Consider the following 18,914-nt stretch of genomic DNA (forward strand, 5'->3'; position numbering starts at 1 on the left):
GAGGCAGAGGCAGAGGCAGAGGCAGAGGCAGAGGCAGAGGCAGAGGCAGAGGCAGAGGCAGAGGCAGAGGCAGAGGCAGAGGCAGAGGCAGAGGCAGAGGCAGAGGCAGAGGCAGAGGCAGAGGCAGTATGCTGGCGCTCCCTGGCCAACACAATCCCGGCCTCTTGAGCTGAGCCAGTCCCCAGACCAGCCAAATGACAGGCGACAAAAAGGCCGCTCGATGAGCGGCCTTTTTATCAAGACTATCAGGACTTAGCTGTCGCGGCGCTTGTTGCCACCGAACTTGCGATCCTTGCTGAAGCCACCTTCACGGCGCTCCCCGCTCTTGTTGAACGGACGGTCACCGCTGGGGCGGCGATCCTTGTTGAAAGGACGATCGCTGCGCGGCGGACGGGGAGCAGTGTTGCTGCCAGCCGGCACTTCGGTGTAGCGGGTGATCATCAGCGGACGCTGACAAACACGGGCTTTCTTGATCACTTCCAGTACATCGGCGGTCATGCCCTTGGGCAGATCGACGGTGGAGAAGTCATCGGCGATGTCGATGTTGCCGATGAAACGGCTCTCGATGTTCGCTTCGTTGGCGATGGCGCCCACGATCTGGCCCGGCTTGACGCCGTGATGGGCACCCACGTCTACGCGGTAACGCTCCATCTCTACATCAGGATTGTCTTTCAGCGGACGCGGCTCGAGGGACGGCATGCGACGGGCAGGACGATCACCACGGTCTGCGAAGTCACGACCACCGTCACGGCGTTCGAAGTCACGGCCACCACGATCGTTACTCGGGTTGAACTGCGGCTCTGGGATGGACTCATCCAGCAGCAGCGGTTGGTCACCCTGTACCAGCTTGGCCAGTGCGGCAGCCAGCTCCAGCGGATCGGCAGAATCTTCTTCGATCAGCTCGTTCACCAGGTTGTGGTAGATCTCAAGCTCTTCGCCCATCATGGTTTCCCGGATGCGCTCTTTGAACTTGGTCATGCGGTGCTGGTTGATGTCCTCGGTGCTCGGCATCTTCATCGGCTCGATGGCCTGACGAGTGGCGTGCTCGATGGCGCGCAGCATGCGGCGCTCACGGGGAGCAACAAACAGGATGGCCTCACCCTTGCGACCAGCACGGCCGGTACGGCCGATACGGTGTACGTAGGATTCGGTATCGTACGGAATGTCGTAGTTCACCACGTGAGTGATGCGCTCAACGTCCAGACCACGGGCGACAACGTCGGTGGCGATCAGGATGTCCAGCTGGCCTTGACGCAGCTTGTCGACGGTACGCTCACGCAGCTTCTGCGGGATGTCACCGTGCAGCGCTTCACAGGCGTGACCACGGGCGGCCAGTTTGCCAGCCAGCTCTTCGGCCGCGTTCTTGGTTCGCACGAAGACCAGTACGGCTTCGTACGGCTCGACTTCCAGCAGACGGGTCATGGCGTCCAGCTTGTGCAGACCGGTTACCTGCCAGTAGCGCTGGCGGATGGTCGGTGCAGTGGACGTCTTGGTGATGATCTTGATCTCTTTCGGCTGCTTCAGGTGCTTCTGGGCAACACGACGGATCTGGTCCGGCATGGTGGCAGAGAAGAGTGCGACCTGACGAGTGCTCGGGCACTGTTCCATGATCCAGTCCACGTCGTCGATGAAGCCCATACGCAGCATTTCATCGGCTTCGTCCAGAACCAGGGCTTTCAGGCCGGAGAGGTCCAGGTTCTTGCGACGGATCAGGTCCATCACACGGCCAGGGGTACCCACGACAACCTGAGCACCACGACGCAGGGCGCGGGTCTGGGTTTCGTAAGAGGAACCACCGTAGATGGGCAGAACATGGAAGTCCGGCATGTGCTTGGCGTAACGTTGGCACGCCTCGGCAACTTGCAGCGCCAGTTCACGGGTCGGTGCCAGCACCAAAACCTGGGTATTGCGGTTACCAGCTTCCAGACGAGACAACAGAGGCAAGGCAAAAGCAGCGGTCTTCCCTGTACCGGTTTGCGCCTGCCCCAGCAGATCGTGTCCCGCCATCAGGTGGGGAATTGCTGCGGCCTGGATCGGTGACGGGCGCTCATAGCCCACGTCCTGCAGCGCTTTCAATACAGGCGCGGCCAGTCCAAGCTCACTAAAAAGGGGCAGTTGTTCGGTATCAGACATAGATTCTTCCAGATTAAGGCAGGCGGCTAAGCACCGCGGAATAGCAAAAAGGCGGCGATTATAGCGCCACTTTGTTCTGCTGTCTTGAAAAATGTGATAAGCCTCTCAAGACGTTGGCAATTATAGAGGGATCTCGCGACTATGGCTTGCTTATTTTGCACTCATGGTGCGTTATTGCAGATCACTCCTCGCTGGAGTCCTTGCCCCGCTTGTGTTTGAGCACCGCCATGGTCAATCGACTGGTGCACAATAAACGCTCACGTTCGTCCCGAATTTCAATCTGCCACACCTGGGTCGTTGCCCCCAGATGCAGTGGCGAGCAACGCCCCGTCACCACCCCTTCCCGCTTGGCCCGCAGGTGGTTGGCATTCACTTCCAGTCCCACGCAGTAGCTGTCCGCGCCCACCGCCATGTTGGCGGCCAGGGAGCCCAGCGTCTCCGCCAACACAACGGACGCACCGCCGTGCAGCATGCCAAGGGGCTGATGGGTGCGGTGATCCACCGGCATGGTGGCCGCCAGCCAGTCGGGGCCAAAATCGGTGTAGACGATGTCCAAGTGGGCCATCAGGGTGTTGCGGGAACTGGCATTGAGCCCCTCCAGGCTCATGGACTTGCGCCAGATGGCGCCGTTTTCTTGACTCATGGCGAGCAGACTCCTTGTGTGATCAACGGGTTATACATGAGCAGTGTCGGCGAAAAAGGGCTGGAAAAGAAGATGCCCCTATCAGGGGGCATCTTGCCAAGCCAGCTCCTGATGCCGGGACCTCACCAGGGATAGGTCACGCCAGGCCACTCGGCCCAGGGCTGCTCCCGCCCCGGCAAGCAGGGGTCGGGCCAGTGCCACACCTTGCCCAGCCAGAGCCGCAGCTCGGCTTCCAGCTCGGCTTCGGTGAGGGGGGCCTCGGCCAGCTTCCAGAAGAAGAGCTCCACCGCCACCTCCGGCAGGAGCGAGGGGTAGAGATAGACCCCGCCCCAAAATTGCGGCTCCCGATCCGGGCTCCAGAGGCCATAGGCGAACGAGCGCTTGGCCAGAAACTCGGAGCGCTGCCACTCCAGATCCCCCTCGTGCTGGCTCAGACTGAACTGGGCAGAGGGCCAGACGTCATCCGGGCGAAACAACTGATGCAGCTGCTCCCGCTCGCGCTGCATGGCCACAAACTCCACCACAGCCTGACTCTGGGCGACAGGCAACAGCAGGAAGTGCGGGTGCCGAAAGGCTTGCGGCACCCGAAATCGCTTGGGCAGCGTCAGCATCAGAGCAGTTCCAGCAGGGCCTGCAGCGGATGCTTGAGTTTCTCCCCCTCCATCCGCTTGACCTGGCTGCGGCACGAGTAACCTGTGGCCAGACAGCGATCTTTGGGCAGGCGGGAAAGCGGCTCTGCCCAGCTAAGCCCGTAGATCCCCTTGGAATTTTCCACCTGTTTGGCGTCGTGACCATAGGTGCCGGCCATGCCGCAGCAGCCCACAGACACAGGCTGCAAGCGGGCCCCAAAACGCTGGAACAAGGTGCCCCAGTCGCCGTGGGTCGAGGGCTTGGCGGTCTTCTCGGTGCAGTGGGCAAACAGATACCAGGGCTCGGCCTGCTCACCCTCGCTCACCCTGCTCTCAGGAGCGGGTAAAGAGAGCAGCCACTCCTGGGGCAGCAGCACCTGGAAGTCGCCACGGGCCGAACCCAGGGCCTTGGCATACTCGTCCCGATAGCAGAGCACCAGTGAAGGATCGACCCCCACCATGGGAATGCCCAGCGCCGCTATCTTGTTGAGGAACTGGGCACTGTTGGCCGCGGTGCGGGCAAAGGCACGCAGGAATCCCTTCACGTGCTGGGGCTTGCCGTTGGGCTTGAATGGCAGCAGATAGGGTTGCAGCCCAAGCTTGCTGGCAAGCTTCACCAAGTCCCGCACCACGGGGGCGTCGTAATAACTGGTGAAGGGATCCTGCACTATGAGCACCACGTTGGCACGCTGCTCCGGGCTCATGGCTTCGAGGCCCGGCAGATCGAAATAGCGGGCGCGATGGTCACGCAGCTCCTCGGCCAGGGTCGGCACGCTCAAGAGCGGCACGTCCACCATGCCGATGCTCTTCTCGGTCGCCTTCTGGGCCCACTCTTTCTCGAGGAAAAAGTTGACCAGTTTCGGCGCCTTGGCCAGCAGGGGGGCGTAGCTCTCCACCGTGCCGACGAAGTAATCCTTGGGGCCGCGCAGATAACGGCTGTGATAGAGCTGCATGAAGCGGGCACGGAAGGTGGGCACATCCACCTTGATGGGGCACTGGCTGGTGCACGCCTTGCATGCGAGGCACCCTTCCATCGCCTCCATCACCTCGTGGGAGAAGTCATACTGGCCGCGGGCGCGGGCCACCGTATTGCGGAACTTGTCGACAATCTGCTTGAAGCGCAGACCGCCGCTTTGCAACGCCACCTCTTCGGCGAGAGGGTCGAAACCCTGCTCTGCCAGCTGGCGCAGCCACTCGCGCATCAGGCCGGCCCGCCCCTTGGGAGAGTGACGGCGATCGCGGCTGATCTTGACCGAGGGGCACATGGGAGAATCTGTTTCGAAGGTGAAACAGAGACCGTTGCCGTTGCAATCCATGGCGCGGGTATAGCTTTCCCGCACCGCAATCGGGATCTGGCGGTCAAACTTGCCGCGCTTGGGCCCATCCACCGACACCAGTTCGGCCCCACTGCCATAAGGCATGCAGATCTTGCCCGGGTTGATGCGGTTAGCGGGGTCGAAAGCTCCCTTCACCCGCTGCAACTCCTCCCACAGCTCGCCGAAGAAGGCGGGGCTGTATTCGGAGCGAAAGCCCTTGCCGTGCTCCCCCCACATCAGGCCACCGTATTTGGCGGTGAGCGCCACCACCTGATCCGAGATGCGCCGCAGCAACACCTCCTGCTCGGGGTCGCACAGATCGAGCGCCGGGCGCACGTGCAGCACACCGGCATCGACGTGGCCGAACATGCCGTAGTCAAGGCCGTGGCCATCGAGCAAGGCACGAAACTCCATGATGAAATCGGCCAGGGATTCCGGCGGCACGGCGGTGTCTTCGGTGAAGGCCACCGGCTTCTTGCGCCCCTCGGCGTTGCCGAGCAGCCCCACCGACTTCTTGCGCATGCCGTAGATGGTCTCGATGCTCGGCAGATGGTCGCACACCTGATAGCCGATGACCCCGGCCTCACCACGCGCCAGCAGGCCGTCGATACGCCGGCACAGCTCGGCTACCTTGGCCTTGTGCGCATCCTCGTCGGTGTCGGCAAACTCGACGATGTTGAGCCCCTGCAGATCCTTGCCGGGCACGTCCTCAATGAAGGCCTTGACCGAATGCCAGATGATGTCGGCGCGAGCCAGTCCCAGCACCCGTGAGTCCACCGTTTCCACCGACAGGGCCTGCGCCTCCACCATAAAGGGGGCATTCCTGAGGGCTGACGGGAAGCTGTCGTACTTGACGTTGACCAAGGTGCGGTAGCGCGGGATGGGGGTGATGTTGAGCCTGGCTTCTGTGATGAAGCCAAGAGATCCTTCCGAGCCACACAGCACCCGGCTGACATCCAGTGTGTCGGTATCGGGGATATAAAGATGCTTGAGATCGTAACCGGTCAGAAAGCGGTTGAGCTTGGGGAAGGTGGCTTCGATGTCGGCACGGCGCTCGCGGCCTATGCGGTAGAGGGTGCGATAGATCTCCCCCTCCCGGCTCTCAAGCGCCAGCTTGTCGGCGAGACGCGCGCCATTGACCGGCTCGGTCGCCATGAGATCGCCGTTTTCCAGCACTGCTTTCAGGCCAAGCACATGATCCGAGGTCTTGCCGTAGACCAGCGACCCCTGCCCAGAGGCATCTGTGTTGACCATGCCCCCCAGGGTGGCGCGGTTGGAGGTGGAGAGATCCGGCGAGAAGAAGTAACCGTGGGGTTTGAGATAGGCGTTGAGCTGGTCTTTCACCACCCCGGCCTGGGCCCGCACCCAGCCCTCTTCCAGATTAATTTCCATGATCTGGTTCATATGGCGCGAGAGATCGACGATAATGCCGCCGCCCAAGGATTGACCATTGGTGCCGGTACCGCCGCCGCGAGGGAAGAAACTCAAGGTTGCGTACTCGGGCCCCTGGGCCAGCTTGAGCATCACCGCAATATCGTCCGCACTGCGCGGATAGAGAACCGCCTGAGGTACAACCTGATAGACGCTGTTATCCGTCGCCATCGCCAACCGGCTTGCATAAGACTTTTCGATATCACCACGAAATGCGCTGCGCTCTAGCAACTCAAGAAACTGCAGGGTTGCGGGTGACAAACTGTCCTGGTAATCGAGTCTCGGGATCATGAATCCTTGTTCCCATCCTTTGCTTGATGCCGGTACTCCGGCGACAACGACCGTTCGGGCCAGCCTCTTCGCGGGCCCCCGAACCAGTCCGCTCACATGTGAGCGGGCAGTATATCAGCTAGAAAACCGCTTGCGCGCGCAATCTTCACCATTTGAAAGGAGGACTTTTATGGCTCATTACAGCCATGTTATCAGTACGCTGATCCGCACCGAAAAACAGGCGCTGACCCTGTCGCTGTTCGGTTGCATCACCTTTGCCATCTTCGGCATCGGCTATGGCCTGTTCGTCGGCTCCAACGCCATCATGCTCGATGGCATCTTCACCCTGTTCAGCATGGGCATGACGGGGCTCGGGCTCATCACAGCCTATCTCGTTACCCGCCCCTCCGATGATCGCTTCCAGTACGGCTACGCCCACTTCGAGCCCATCACCAACGTCATCAACGGCGCCATCATTCTGCTGCTCTGCCTCGGCGCCTTCTACAGCGGCATCACCTCCCTGCTGGCGGGAGGCCGGGAGATCGATCTCGGCCACGCCCTCATCTACGCCGCCGTCTGCACCTTCTTCTGCGCCATCATCTATCGCATCGAAGCCCGGGTCGCCGAGCAGATTGACTCCGAGCTGGTGCGGGTCGACTCCAAGGAGTGGCTGGTGGATACCCTGCTCAGCGCCACCCTGCTGATCGGTTTCGTGGTGGCCATCGGGCTCGACGCCCTCGGCTACGGCCACTACAACCGCTACATAGATCCCGTGCTGGTCACCCTGCTGGCGCTGTGCGCCACCCTGATCCCCATCAAGGTACTGGGTCGCAACCTGCGGGAGGTGTTGAAGATAGCCCCCAAGGGCGATGTGCCCCGGCAAGTTGAGCAGGAGATCGAGGCCCTGCGCCTGCGCCATGGCATCGAGTGCTACAGCCATCTGGCAAAGAGCGGCCGCCGCTTCGATCTGGAATTGAACATTCTGGTGGCGCCGGGGCAGGAGTGGCCCATCGAGCGCCAGGATGCCCTGCGCCAGGAGCTCTGGTCCCGCCTCGGCGATACCCTGGGGGATGCCTGGCTCTCGGTCTGCTTCACCCGCGAGAAGCGCTGGTTGTAAAGACCGGTCGGGGGAGTGCGACCCGGTCGCCTCCCCCTGCGTCCTCACATCTTGATCGCTCTGTGCTTGTCAAATTAATCGCCCTGCGCTTGCCAACGCGCCGATTCCCGCTATCATCAGGGCTCATTTTTAACCCGAGGTTTTATTGCCCATCATGGACAATCCCCGAAGTTGCCCTTCGTTTCTCCCTGTCAAAATGTATCTGTTATTGCTCCACCAGCGCCTCTGAAAACACCCAAGTTTCGTGCTCCCACGGCCATTGTTCGCCGTCACTGACACCCGCTCTGTCTGTTTTTTTATTGAGGTCATTACATGGAATTGCTGCTGGATCCCCACATCTGGGTGGGTCTGTTTACCCTGATCATTCTGGAAATCGTGCTGGGGATCGACAACCTGGTCTTCATCGCCATCCTGGTGAAAAAACTGCCCCCCGCCCAGCGGGACAAGGCCCGCATCATAGGCCTGTCGCTGGCCCTGCTGATGCGTCTGGGCCTGCTGGCCGTGATGTCGTGGCTGGTGACCCTGACCGCCCCCATTCTTCAGCTCGGCGAGCTCGTCTTCTCCGGTCGGGATCTCATCCTGATGGGCGGCGGCTTGTTCCTGCTGTTCAAGGCCACCACAGAGCTGCACGAGCGGCTTGAGGCCAACCCCGAGTCCGGCGGCCACAGCGGCGTCTACGCCAGTTTCGGTGTTGTGGTGGCGCAGATCCTGGTGCTGGATGCCGTCTTCTCGCTGGATTCCATCATCACTGCGGTGGGCATGGTGGAACACCTGGGCGTCATGATGGCGGCCGTGACCATCGCCATGCTGGTGATGGTGCTCGCCTCCAAGCCCCTGACCCAGTTCGTCAACGCCCACCCGACCGTGGTGGTGCTCTGCCTGAGCTTCCTGTTGATGATCGGCTTCAGCCTGGTGGCGGAAGGGTTTGGCTTCCATATTCCCAAGGGCTACCTCTACGCGGCCATCGGCTTCTCGGTGCTGATCGAGTTCTTCAACCAGCTCTCCCAGCGCAGCGCCGAGCGCCACGAGGCCAAGCAGCCCCTGCGCGAGCGCACCACGGCCGCCATCTTCAAGCTGATGGGCAGCAAGGCATATCAGGACAGACCGGACGATGATCTGGATGCGCCGGCACCTGCACCGCTGAGCTTTGGCGAGGAGGAGCGTTACATGGTGACCGGGGTCTTGTCGCTGGCCGAGCGCTCCATCCGCACCATAATGACGCCGCGCTCCGACATGGCCTGGATCGACGTCAACGACTCGCCCGAGGAGATCCGCGCCCTGCTGCAACAAGAGCCTCACAGCCTGTTCCCGGTCTGTGACGGCGATCTGGACGAGATCATAGGCGTGGTCAAGGCGCGGGATCTGCTGTTTGCCCTCAACGAGGGGCAACCGTTGAGCGAGCTGGCCAAGCAGAACGACCCCATCATAGTGCCGCAGACCATCAACGTGATCCGGCTGCTGGCGGAGCTGCGCCAGGCCAAGGGCAGCCTGATCCTGGTCTCCGACGAGTTTGGCGTCATCCAGGGGCTGGTCACCACCCACGATCTGCTGGAGGCCATCGTCGGCGAACTGCCGGACGAGGACGAAACCCCGGACATGGTGCGCGACGGGGAAGGCTGGCTCATCAACGGCAGCACCAACATCCACCATGTGGAACAGGTGCTGGAACACGAGGGGCTGGTGAGCGAGAGCGACGAATACGTGACCCTGGCGGGCATGCTGCTCTCCCACTTCGGCTCCTTGCCCACCCCGGGCCAGCAGTTGCAACTGCAGCAGCTCTGCTTCGAGGTGGTCGAGGTGAGCGAGCGCCGTATCGAACGGGTACGGGTCATGCCGCTGGGGACCTGAGCCCCGGTCACATGAACAAGGAGGGCCGAGCAGGCCCTCTTTTTATGGCGCTGTTTGTTGCACTTTTTATTGCACGACACCGCAGCCAGATCTTCCCCTCCCAGTCCCTCAGCTGCCCGCTGGCGAGCCAGCGAACGCCATCCAGACCCTGTGCCGATGGATTGATGCCATTACTGCAATTCTTTTCTGCAATTACCCCCCTTTTTCACAGCAAGCCGCAGGGCTAGAGTGGCCTCACTCCCACCATGAGGAACTCAAGATGAGCCACGATCACCTGTTCTGCCCGCTGCGTCTGGGCCAGTTGCACCTTAACAACCGTATCGTCATGCCCCCCATGACCCGCTCCCGCGCCAGCCAACCCGGTGATGTGGCCAATGCCATGATGGCCACCTATTACGCCCAGCGCGCCGAGGCGGGCCTCATCATCAGCGAAGGCACCCAGGTAGACCCCATGGGCAAAGGCTATGCCTGGACGCCGGGGATCCACAGCGCCGAGCAAGTGGCCGGCTGGAAGGGGGTGACAGACGCGGTACACGCCAAGGGCGGCACCATCTTCGCCCAGCTCTGGCACGTGGGCCGGGTCACCCATACCGACAACCTGGGCGGCGCCCAGCCCATCTCGTCGTCGGCCATCAAGGCCGTGGGCGTCAGGGTGTTCGTCGATAACGGCAGCGATGCACCCGGCTTCGTGGAAACGGTCACCCCGCGCGCCATGACCCAGCAAGACATAGATGCAGTGGTGGGCCAGTTCCGCCAGGCAGCCCGCAACGCCATGCTGGCCGGCTTCGACGGCATAGAGCTGCACGCCGCCAACGGCTACCTCATCAACCAGTTCCTGGACTCCGAGTCCAACACCCGCACCGACAACTACGGCGGCTCGCTGGAAAATCGCCTGCGCTTCCTGAAAGAGGTGACAGAGGCGGTCAGTGCCGAAATCGGAGCAGACCGCGTCGGGGTGCGCCTCGCGCCGCTCACCACCCTCAACGGCACAGTGGATGCCAACCCGCAGCAGACCTATCTGGCCGCCGCCCGCTTGCTGGGGGAGCTTGATGTCGTCTACCTGCACATCGCCGAGGCGGACTGGGACGATGCCCCCCTGATGCCGGAAAACTTCAAGCAGGGGCTGCGGGACGCCTTCCCCAACACCCTCATCTATGCGGGCAAATACGATGGCGAGCGAGCACGGGCCGCCCTCCAGGCCGGTTGGGCCGACATGATTGGCTTTGGTCGCCCCTTCGTGGCCAACCCGGATCTGCCGAACCGGCTGCGCCACGGCTACCCGTTCGCCCCCCACGATCCAGCCACCCTGTTTGGTGGTGGCGAACAGGGGCTGACCGACTACCCGACCTATCAAGAGGCCACCGAGTCGCAATCGGCCTGATACCGGCCAGCGGCCCCTGTCGGCACGCCAGCCCGTCGAAACCAAGCAGGCCCGCCATCACTGGCGGGCCTGCTGTTTTGTGTCGCCGACGCAACCGGCCGCACGAGACTAGTAGAGGGCGACCCCGTAACAGGCGGCATAGCTCCTGATCTCCCGGGTGAGCCGTGCCTTGTCCGCCAGGCTCAGCCAGCTCGCCTCGACGGCATTGAGCGACAAGCGGCAGAGCTGATTCATGCTGGCGCCAAGGTCATGGGCCAGGGCGTGGAAATTGGCCGCCATGTAACCGCCGAAGTAGGCGGGATCGTCGGAGTTGATGGTGACGCAGAGCCCCTGCTCCAGCAGGGTGAGCACATTGTGATGGGCCATGCGGTCAAACACCTTGAGCCGGGTATTGGAGAGGGGGCAGACGGTGAGCGGCAGCCGGGTATCGGCCAGATAGCGCAGCAGTTCGGGATCCTCTGCCGAGCGCACCCCGTGATCGATGCGGCGCACCTGCAACTCATTGATGGCCTGCCAGATGTACTCGGCAGGCCCCTCTTCACCAGCGTGAGCCACCACCGGCAGCCCCAGCTCGCGGCAGCGGGCAAACACCCGGGCAAACTTGCTGGGCGGATTGCCCTTCTCCCCCGAGTCGAGGCCGATACCGTGAATGCGGGCGAGGAACGGCATCGCCTCAGCCAGGGTGGCGAAGGCGGCCTCTTCGCTCAGGTGGCGCAGAAAGCTCATGATAAGGCGCCAGCTGATGCCCAACTCCCGCTCCCCCGCCTGCAGCGCGCGTTCGATCCCGCCAAGCACGATGGCAAAGGGTACGCCGCGGGCGGTATGCGTCTGGGGGTCGAAGAAGATCTCCACGTGCACCACCTTGTCGGCGGCGCAGCGTTCCAGATAGGCCCAGGTGAGGTCGAAGAAATCCTGCTCGGTAACGAGCACGCTGGCGCCCAGGTAGTAGAGATCGAGGAAGGTTTGCAGGCAGTCAAAATCATAGGCGGCGCGCACGCTCTCCACGTCGGGCCAGGGCAGGGCCACCCCGTTGCGTTTGGCCAAGGCAAACATCAGCTCAGGCTCGAGCGTTCCTTCGATATGCAGGTGCAACTCCAGCTTGGGCAAACCGGCAATAAAGTTATCCATGATGACGGCTCCATCAACACACAGACCGCGGGATCTGCCACTCGCAGAGCGGATCCCTCCCCTCTTCTGCTCATTGTGCACCTATCTCTGATTGTGGGGGAGACTTGTCATCAAACAGACTTATAATGGCGTCACAAAAACAACATAACTGATTGAAGATATTAAGAGTTGGCGCAACTTTCCGCCGCCTCTTGCGCCTACACAAGGAGTCCCCATGAAGAAAAGTGTCATCTGTGACATCGACGGCGTCATACTGCACAACAACGATCTGGTGCCCGGCGCCGACCGCTTCGTCCATCGCCTGCTGGAGCAGGGCAGCAAGCTGTTGTTCCTCACCAACTACCCGGCCCAGACCCAGAAAGATCTGCAAAACCGCTTCCGCTCCGCCGGGATCGAGGTGCCGGAAGAGTGCTTCTACACCTCCGCCATGGGCACCGCCGATTTTCTCAAACGCCAGGATGGCAAGAAAGCCTATGTGATTGGCGAGGGGGCCCTGACCCACGAGCTCTACAAGGCCGGCTTCACCATCACCGACATAGACCCCGACTTCGTGGTGGTGGGCGAGACCCGCAACTACAACTGGACCATGATGCAGCTGGGGGCCAAGTTCGTGGATCAGGGGGCCCGCTTCATCGCCACCAACCCGGATACCCACGGCCCCATGATGCACCCGGCCTGCGGCGCCCTCTGCGCTCCCATAGAGCGGATGACCGGCAAGAAGCCCTTCTATGTGGGCAAGCCGAGCGCCTGGATCATACGGGCGGCGCTCAACCGGATGGAAGCCCACTCCGATGACACCGTCATCATAGGCGACAACCTGCGCACCGATATTCTGGCAGGCTTCCAGGCCGGTCTCGAAACCGTGCTGGTGCTCTCCGGGGTGAGCAAGGTGGCGGATATCGATCGCATGCCGTTTCGCCCGAACCACATCTTCGACTCAGTCGTGGACATAGACATCGTCTGATCGCCGGCCCGGGCATGGCGCCGCCATGCCCGTCATCAGGCCGTCACCAGCATCTAGCCGGGGCTGACCCGCAGCCCCCGAAGGACGCGAAATGGAACCAATGATGATCGCCGTGGCCTTCGGGTGCGGCATGCTGGTCAACCTCATAGGGTTGCCACCCCTGCTGGGCTTTCTGGCCGCCGGATTCCTCCTCAACGGCATGGGCTATCACAATACCCTGGCACTGAACGAGGTCGCCGATCTCGGGGTCACCCTGCTGCTGTTCACCATAGGTCTCAAGCTCAACGTCAAGACCCTGATGCGGCGCGATGTGTGGGGCACCACCAGCGTCCATCTGCTCTGCTCCACCCTGCTGTTTACCCTGGTTCTGCTGGTGTGCAAGGGGCTGGGGCTCGCGCTGGCCCTGTCGCTGGACTGGAAGCTGGCGCTGCTGCTCGGCTTTGCCCTCTCCTTCTCCAGCACCGTCTTTGCGGTCAAGGTGCTGGAGGATCGCAGCGACATGAATGCCCTCTACGCCCGGCTCGCCATCGGGGTGCTGGTCATGCAGGATGTGTTCGCGGTGGCCTTTCTGGCGTTTTCCAGCGGCCAGTGGCCCAGCATCTGGGCACTCTGGGTGCTCGGCTTGCCGCTGCTGCGCCCCTTGCTGTTCAAACTCCTGGAGCGGGCCGGCCACGGCGAGCTGCAGGTGCTGTTCGGGATCTTCCTGGCGCTGGTGGTGGGCGCCGCCGGTTTTGAGGTGGTGGGGCTCAAGCCCGATCTGGGGGCGCTCATCATCGGCATGATGCTGGCCTCGCACCCGGCCGCCGCCGGGCTGGCCAAGGCGCTGTTCAACCTCAAAGATCTTTTCCTCGTCTGCTTCTTCCTGACCATAGGTCTCAACGGCCTGCCGACCCACGATACCATGCTGCTGGCGCTGGCACTGGTGCTGGCGCTGCCGCTCAAGAGCGCGCTCTACTACCTGGTCTACAGCGGTGCCCACCTGCGGGTGCGTACCGCCCTGCTCTCCACCCTGGCGCTCACCAACTTCTCGGAGTTTGGCCTGATCGTGGCCGCCATCGCCGCCAAGGCGGGGTGGATCTCCCACGAGTGGCTGGTCGCCCTTTCACTGGCGCTGGCGGCAAGCTTCATGATCTCGGCACCGCTCAACAGCCAGAGCGAGCGGATCTACCACAGGCTCGGCAGCTGGCTGCGCGGGATCCAGGCCAACACCCTGCACCCGGAGGACAGGCCCATCGAGCTCGGCGATGCCGAGGTGATCATCCTCGGCATGGGTCGCATCGGCCAGGGCGCCTACTTCGAGCTGGAGAACAAGTACGGCACAGTGATCCTCGGGGTGGAGAACGACAGCGAGAAGCTGCCCACCCTGCGCGCCCAGGGGATGAACGTCATCGAGGGAGACGCCACAGATACCGACTTCTGGGACAAGGTGCTGCTCTCCAACCAGGTCAACCTGGTGCTGCTGGCCATGCCCCACCACTCGGGCAATCTCTACGCCATCGAGAAACTGCGCAGCCACGGCTTTGCCGGCAAGATAGCGGCCATAGTCCGCTTCGAGGATGACATCGCCTCCCTGCGCGAACAGGGGGTGGATGCTGTGTTCAATGTCTACGACGAGGCGGGCAGCGGCTTCGCCCGCCATGTCATCAAGCGGTTGCAGCCACGCTGACGACGCTTGGCAAGGTGAGACGTATCGTTTACGTTATGCACAACCGTGTTTAATAAAACGAACAAATGCGGGGCCAGTATGGTCCCGCTTTTATATCCTTGCCAAGGAGGCACCATGAAGACCCTCAACGACTGGATCCTGCTAAACAGCCACCAGGCCGCCCCTACTCCGCTGATGCCCGCTCCCGAGCGCATTAACGCGGGCAACCCGGCGCAAACTGTCTGGAACCACTACTCGGATCCGAGCCAGCAGTTTCACGTGGGCTTCTGGGCCTGCGAGCCCGGCCGCTGGGCCATCCACTACACGGAGCACGAGTATTGCCAGCTGCTGGAAGGGGATGTGGTGATCCACGACAGTCAGGGCGGCCAGCTTGCCCTCAAACCGGGGGATCAGTTCATTATTCCGGCAGGCTTTGTCGGGCAGTGGGAGACGCTCACCCCCTGTCGCAAGCTCTATGTGATCTTCGAGCCCGCCACCGCTTGACGTGCGCGTCAAGTCGCCCCTAGGTACCCGCCGCTTGATGCCCCCGTCGGCTTGACGTTTGCGGCATGATTTTGTGCGGTTTTCCCGCTTGCAAAAGGTTTTTGCGCTAGGCATTGTGATTGGCGAGGAATGTAAATGGAATTTCGAGCCCGTTCGTGGGGGGCTCCTATAAAAATCAAGAGGATTACCGCCAATGTGTTCTATTTTCGGCATTCTGGACATCAAATCCGATGCAGCAGCCTTGCGCAAATCGGCCCTGGAGATGTCCAAGCGATTGCGTCACCGCGGTCCTGACTGGTCCGGCGTCTACAGCACAGACAAAGCTATACTGGTGCACGAGCGCCTGGCCATCGTCGATCCGGGCAATGGCGCCCAGCCGCTCTACAACCCGGAGCGCACTCACGTATTGGCCGTCAACGGCGAGATCTACAACCACAAGGAACTCGAGAAGAACCTCAAGGTCGACTTCCAGTTCCAGACCCACTCCGATTGCGAGGTGCTGCTGGCCCTCTACAAGGAGAAGGGCCCCGCCTTTTTGGACGATCTCAACGGCATCTTCGCCTTTATCCTCTATGACGCCGAACAGGATGCCTACCTGATTGGTCGTGACCACATGGGGATCATCCCCCTCTATACCGGTCGCGACGAGCACGGCAACTTCTATGTCGCCTCCGAGATGAAGGCCCTGGTGCCCGTGTGCAAGAGCGTCGAAACCTTCCCGCCGGGACATTACCTGTGGAGCAAGGATGGCGAGCTAAAACAGTGGTACAAGCGTGACTGGATGGAGTACGCAGCGGTCGAGCACAAGGTCAGCGACCGGGCTGAACTGAAAGCCGCGCTGGAAGCGGCGGTCAAGCGCCAGCTGATGTGCGACGTGCCCTATGGCGTGCTGCTCTCCGGCGGCCTGGATTCCTCCGTCATCTCCGCCATCACCAAGATCTATGCCGCCCGCCGGGTGGAAGATGATGGCAAGAGCGAGGCCTGGTGGCCCCAGCTGCACTCCTTCGCAGTCGGCCTGGAAGGCTCGCCGGATCTCGCCGCCGCCCGCAAGGTGGCCGATCACCTCGGCACCATCCACCATCAGATCCACTTCACAGTGCAAGAGGGGCTGGATGCCCTGCGGGACGTCATCTACCACCTCGAGACCTATGACGTCACCACCATCCGCGCCTCCACCCCCATGTACCTGATGGCCCGTTACATCAAGGCGATGGGGATCAAGATGGTGCTCTCGGGCGAGGGCTCGGACGAGCTGTTCGGCGGTTACCTCTACTTCCACAAGGCGCCGAACGCCAAAGAGTTCCACGAAGAGAACGTGCGCAAGCTCGCCTCCCTGCATCTGTATGATTGCCTGCGGGCCAACAAGTCCATGGCCGCCTGGGGCGTGGAGGGTCGCGTGCCCTTCCTCGACAAGGAGTTCATGGACGTGGCGATGCGCCTCAACCCTGCCGACAAGATGTGCGGCAACGGCAAGATCGAGAAACACATACTGCGCGAAGCCTTCGAGGAGCTGTTGCCCCACGAAGTGGCCTGGCGCCAGAAGGAGCAGTTCTCCGACGGCGTGGGCTACTCCTGGATTGACAGCCTCAAGGCCATGGTCGAGACCGAAGTGACGGATCAGATGTTTGAGGCGGCGGCGTTCCGCTTCCCCGTCAACACCCCACTCACCAAGGAGGCCTACTACTACCGCGCCATCTTCGACGAGCACTTCCCGCTGGAGTCCGCCGCCCGCACAGTGCCTTACGGCAAGTCGGTCGCCTGCTCCACCCCGACCGCCTTGGAGTGGGATGCCAAGTTCAAGGAAATGGCAGACCCATCCGGTCGCGCCGTGATGGACGTCCACCAGCAGAGTTACTGATCCGCTGACGGATATCCTGGCCAACCAGCCAACAACAAAGCCCCTCGCGAGGGGCTTTTATTTTTTGGTCATGGCGATGGCGCTCGTCAGCTCAGCTGGCCGATGTTGCCGCGTTGAGCGACATCAATCCTTTTTCGCCTTGTTGGCAAAGAAGATATCGGCCTGAATATCCTGAGTGCGGACGGTGAAGACCTGGTTGGTCAGATCGTCGGTCAGTGCTTCCGCATCCTTCATCACCCGCAGATTGAAGTCGTTGAGCATACGGTTGGCGGCGGCCTTGTCTGTTTTGACCGTTTTCAGATACTTGGCTTCCATCTCTTTCTGCTCGTTGGCGATCTTCGCCTCCCAGCTCTGGTAAGCCTGCTTCACCATGGGTGCCAACTTGGGGTAATCCGTCATCACCAGGGTCTGCAGTTTGCGATATTTCCAGTAGATGGAGTCGCTGTCCGCCTTGTCGCTGCCCAGGGCATAGTGGGCCGGATAGGCCTCCAGACCGCTGTAGTAGGGAACGAAGGCGGTCAAGTCCGCCATGCCGAGTCCCACATAGGTCACCTCCCCCACCTCGCGCGGCATCCAGGGGCGCACTTGCATCACATGGGCCTCGTAGGTGCGAAACACGCTGATGGGGCGCCACGGCTCCTGGCCGTTCAACCCTTTGCCGTAGGGATCGTGCTCGGTGCCATCATAGTGATTGCGCAGCACCGCCTTGACCTCATCCAGGGTCATCTTCTTCTCGGGGGTCAGGGTGACCGGGAATTGGCGACCAGCATCCACCGCCTGCTTGAGCGAGGGGTTGAACATCTGCTGTATGGTCCAGACCCGGGGATCGTTATAGGTACGATCCCGCTCATCGTCACGGGTATAGGCTTTCGAGAAACTGAACTTCCCATCCTTTTGTGGCTGGTAGAGCCCCTTCTCGGTGGCAAACTCGACCAGATTTTTCGAGCCCATCATGTCGGCACTGGCAGGATCGTAGTGCTGCAGGCGCCCCTGATTGCCAGAAGCAAAATACTGGTCCTTGGGCAGACGCTGCGCCATCCAGTGGTGACCGGTGGCTGTCTCCAGATACCAGAGCTCGTTGTCATCCACCACGGCGACGCCAAACCCCTCCCCCGCGCCTATGGTCTCTATGATGTTGCCCAGCAGGGCGCCCGCCTCGCGGGCCGAGGTGGCGCGCGAAAGCAGCACATCGGGAATATCGTCCTCCGTGATGCCCTTGTCCTCGACATAGGGGTCGAAGGCAAGCGCCTCGGGCGACGCGAAAATGGACTCGGTGCCGCTCACCCCGACGCCTTTCTCGTTGAAACCTGTTGCGCCGTGCAGCTGGGTCTTCCAGTTCGGTACCGTGGTGTAACGCAGGGAGTTTTTGGGCAAGGGGTAGCTGAAATCATTGGCGCCGTTGTGGGCTTTGGAACTGTGCACGCCGCTCTGCCCCTGTTTCGCCGGATGGATCACGAAATGCTGGGCTTTCAGGGCATCGCTGTCGGCGCTGCGGGCCACCATCATGGAGCCATCGGCGCTGGCCTCGCTGCCAACCAGCAAGGTGGTACAGGCGAACGCCGACGAGAAGAGAGCAAGGTTGATGGAGAGTGCGACGACGCACTTCTTGAAGGAATGCATGATATCTCCTTGTTGCAAAATTAACGTGAAATGCCCCTTCCCATCTAGTGATGGATATAGCTGACAGGGTGACACGCTTGATAAACCTGAATGCCATGAGCCATGTCGACGGGTTATCAATACCACTAACTGTTATGCCCATGACAATTTTCAAAGGAAGGTTAATTCTCGATACGCAACCGGTTCGCATTTATTATGGGTGCGACGATGTTAGGTTTTATCGACTGTCACAAACGTGATAACAGGCTCAAAACACCAAAAATATATTAAATATCAATTTAAAGTATCGATATGTACAACCAACACAGCGCAAGCATAACGCTTCCCGGCGCACACCAAGGAGTGAGCTGAATTACCGCTGTATCACCAACACAGATGGAACCTCAGCAAAACAATATTTTATATATGGGTTCGGTCAAATATACAG

At 61.3% G+C, this 18,914-nt stretch carries 13 protein-coding genes; 7 read left to right on the forward strand and 6 right to left on the reverse strand.

Going from position 1 to position 18,914, the window contains the following annotated elements:
• Positions 1-252 precede the first annotated feature (252 nt).
• From AACQ95_RS11860 to ydiJ, 4 genes are all read right to left on the reverse strand, one after another.
• The gene (locus AACQ95_RS11860) at positions 253-2,133 is read right to left on the reverse strand and encodes a DEAD/DEAH box helicase (protein ID WP_241280966.1); all 1,881 of its coding nucleotides are present in this window, start codon (positions 2,131-2,133) and stop codon (positions 253-255) included.
• 181 nt (positions 2,134-2,314) lie between these two features.
• The gene (locus AACQ95_RS11865) at positions 2,315-2,776 is read right to left on the reverse strand and encodes a hotdog fold thioesterase (RefSeq protein ID WP_241280967.1); all 462 of its coding nucleotides are present in this window, start codon (positions 2,774-2,776) and stop codon (positions 2,315-2,317) included.
• A 122-nt stretch (positions 2,777-2,898) separates the two neighbouring features.
• Complete coding sequence (locus AACQ95_RS11870; protein ID WP_241280969.1) at positions 2,899-3,387, reverse strand: hypothetical protein; 489 nt, start codon at positions 3,385-3,387, stop codon at positions 2,899-2,901.
• On the reverse strand, positions 3,387-6,443 hold the full coding sequence (ydiJ, locus tag AACQ95_RS11875; protein WP_241280970.1) for a D-2-hydroxyglutarate dehydrogenase YdiJ: 3,057 nt from the start codon (positions 6,441-6,443) through the stop codon (positions 3,387-3,389). The genes AACQ95_RS11870 and ydiJ overlap by 1 nt, the downstream gene beginning before the upstream one ends.
• 169 nt (positions 6,444-6,612) lie before the next feature.
• Between ydiJ and AACQ95_RS11880 the strand changes: the two genes are divergently transcribed.
• From AACQ95_RS11880 to AACQ95_RS11890, 3 genes are all read left to right on the forward strand, one after another.
• A complete protein-coding gene (locus AACQ95_RS11880; RefSeq protein ID WP_098983754.1) occupies positions 6,613-7,539 on the forward strand; it encodes a cation diffusion facilitator family transporter in 927 nt (308 codons plus the stop codon).
• Positions 7,540-7,851: 312 nt separating this feature from the next.
• On the forward strand, positions 7,852-9,387 hold the full coding sequence (locus tag AACQ95_RS11885; protein ID WP_098983753.1) for a TerC family protein: 1,536 nt from the start codon (positions 7,852-7,854) through the stop codon (positions 9,385-9,387).
• Between the two features lie 259 nt (positions 9,388-9,646).
• A complete protein-coding gene (locus AACQ95_RS11890; RefSeq protein ID WP_241280971.1) occupies positions 9,647-10,768 on the forward strand; it encodes an alkene reductase in 1,122 nt (373 codons plus the stop codon).
• A 108-nt stretch (positions 10,769-10,876) separates the two neighbouring features.
• Here the strand turns inward: AACQ95_RS11890 and AACQ95_RS11895 are convergent, their stop codons facing one another.
• Positions 10,877-11,896 carry an adenosine deaminase gene (locus AACQ95_RS11895; RefSeq protein ID WP_241280972.1) on the reverse strand — a complete coding sequence of 340 codons (1,020 nt, stop codon included), beginning with the start codon at positions 11,894-11,896 and terminating at the stop codon, positions 10,877-10,879.
• Between the two features lie 214 nt (positions 11,897-12,110).
• Here AACQ95_RS11895 and AACQ95_RS11900 point away from each other — a divergent pair, with 214 nt between their 5' ends.
• From AACQ95_RS11900 to asnB, 4 genes are all read left to right on the forward strand, one after another.
• Complete coding sequence (locus AACQ95_RS11900; protein ID WP_043139434.1) at positions 12,111-12,860, forward strand: HAD-IIA family hydrolase; 750 nt, start codon at positions 12,111-12,113, stop codon at positions 12,858-12,860.
• 91 nt (positions 12,861-12,951) lie between these two features.
• Positions 12,952-14,526: a cation:proton antiporter family protein gene (locus AACQ95_RS11905; protein ID WP_241280973.1), complete on the forward strand. Its 1,575-nt coding sequence runs from the start codon at positions 12,952-12,954 to the stop codon at positions 14,524-14,526.
• Positions 14,527-14,640: 114 nt separating this feature from the next.
• Positions 14,641-15,009 carry a cupin domain-containing protein gene (locus tag AACQ95_RS11910; protein WP_241280974.1) on the forward strand — a complete coding sequence of 123 codons (369 nt, stop codon included), beginning with the start codon at positions 14,641-14,643 and terminating at the stop codon, positions 15,007-15,009.
• Positions 15,010-15,202: 193 nt separating this feature from the next.
• The gene (gene asnB / locus AACQ95_RS11915) at positions 15,203-16,867 is read left to right on the forward strand and encodes an asparagine synthase B (protein WP_241280975.1); all 1,665 of its coding nucleotides are present in this window, start codon (positions 15,203-15,205) and stop codon (positions 16,865-16,867) included.
• 123 nt (positions 16,868-16,990) lie between these two features.
• On the opposite strand, the gene AACQ95_RS11920 is transcribed toward asnB, so the two are convergent.
• Entirely contained in the window at positions 16,991-18,487 is a 1,497-nt protein-coding gene (locus AACQ95_RS11920; RefSeq protein ID WP_241280976.1) for a C69 family dipeptidase, read from the reverse strand.
• Positions 18,488-18,914: the final 427 nt, after the last annotated feature.

The organism is Aeromonas sp. MR19 (genome assembly GCF_963899305.1).
GTDB classification, from domain to species: Bacteria; Pseudomonadota; Gammaproteobacteria; order Enterobacterales; family Aeromonadaceae; genus Aeromonas; species Aeromonas bestiarum.

Excerpts from the sequence above, each read along its gene's own strand:
- AACQ95_RS11860 (WP_241280966.1), bottom strand. The coding sequence starts at position 2,133 with ATGTCTGATACCGAACAACTGCCCCTTTTTAGTGAGCTTGGACTGGCC.
- AACQ95_RS11865 (WP_241280967.1), bottom strand. The coding sequence starts at position 2,776 with ATGAGTCAAGAAAACGGCGCCATCTGGCGCAAGTCCATGAGCCTGGAG.
- AACQ95_RS11870 (WP_241280969.1), bottom strand. The coding sequence starts at position 3,387 with ATGCTGACGCTGCCCAAGCGATTTCGGGTGCCGCAAGCCTTTCGGCAC.
- ydiJ (WP_241280970.1), bottom strand. The coding sequence starts at position 6,443 with ATGATCCCGAGACTCGATTACCAGGACAGTTTGTCACCCGCAACCCTG.
- AACQ95_RS11880 (WP_098983754.1), top strand. The coding sequence starts at position 6,613 with ATGGCTCATTACAGCCATGTTATCAGTACGCTGATCCGCACCGAAAAA.
- AACQ95_RS11885 (WP_098983753.1), top strand. The coding sequence starts at position 7,852 with ATGGAATTGCTGCTGGATCCCCACATCTGGGTGGGTCTGTTTACCCTG.
- AACQ95_RS11890 (WP_241280971.1), top strand. The coding sequence starts at position 9,647 with ATGAGCCACGATCACCTGTTCTGCCCGCTGCGTCTGGGCCAGTTGCAC.
- AACQ95_RS11895 (WP_241280972.1), bottom strand. The coding sequence starts at position 11,896 with ATGGATAACTTTATTGCCGGTTTGCCCAAGCTGGAGTTGCACCTGCAT.
- AACQ95_RS11900 (WP_043139434.1), top strand. The coding sequence starts at position 12,111 with ATGAAGAAAAGTGTCATCTGTGACATCGACGGCGTCATACTGCACAAC.
- AACQ95_RS11905 (WP_241280973.1), top strand. The coding sequence starts at position 12,952 with ATGGAACCAATGATGATCGCCGTGGCCTTCGGGTGCGGCATGCTGGTC.
- AACQ95_RS11910 (WP_241280974.1), top strand. The coding sequence starts at position 14,641 with ATGAAGACCCTCAACGACTGGATCCTGCTAAACAGCCACCAGGCCGCC.
- asnB (WP_241280975.1), top strand. The coding sequence starts at position 15,203 with ATGTGTTCTATTTTCGGCATTCTGGACATCAAATCCGATGCAGCAGCC.
- AACQ95_RS11920 (WP_241280976.1), bottom strand. The coding sequence starts at position 18,487 with ATGCATTCCTTCAAGAAGTGCGTCGTCGCACTCTCCATCAACCTTGCT.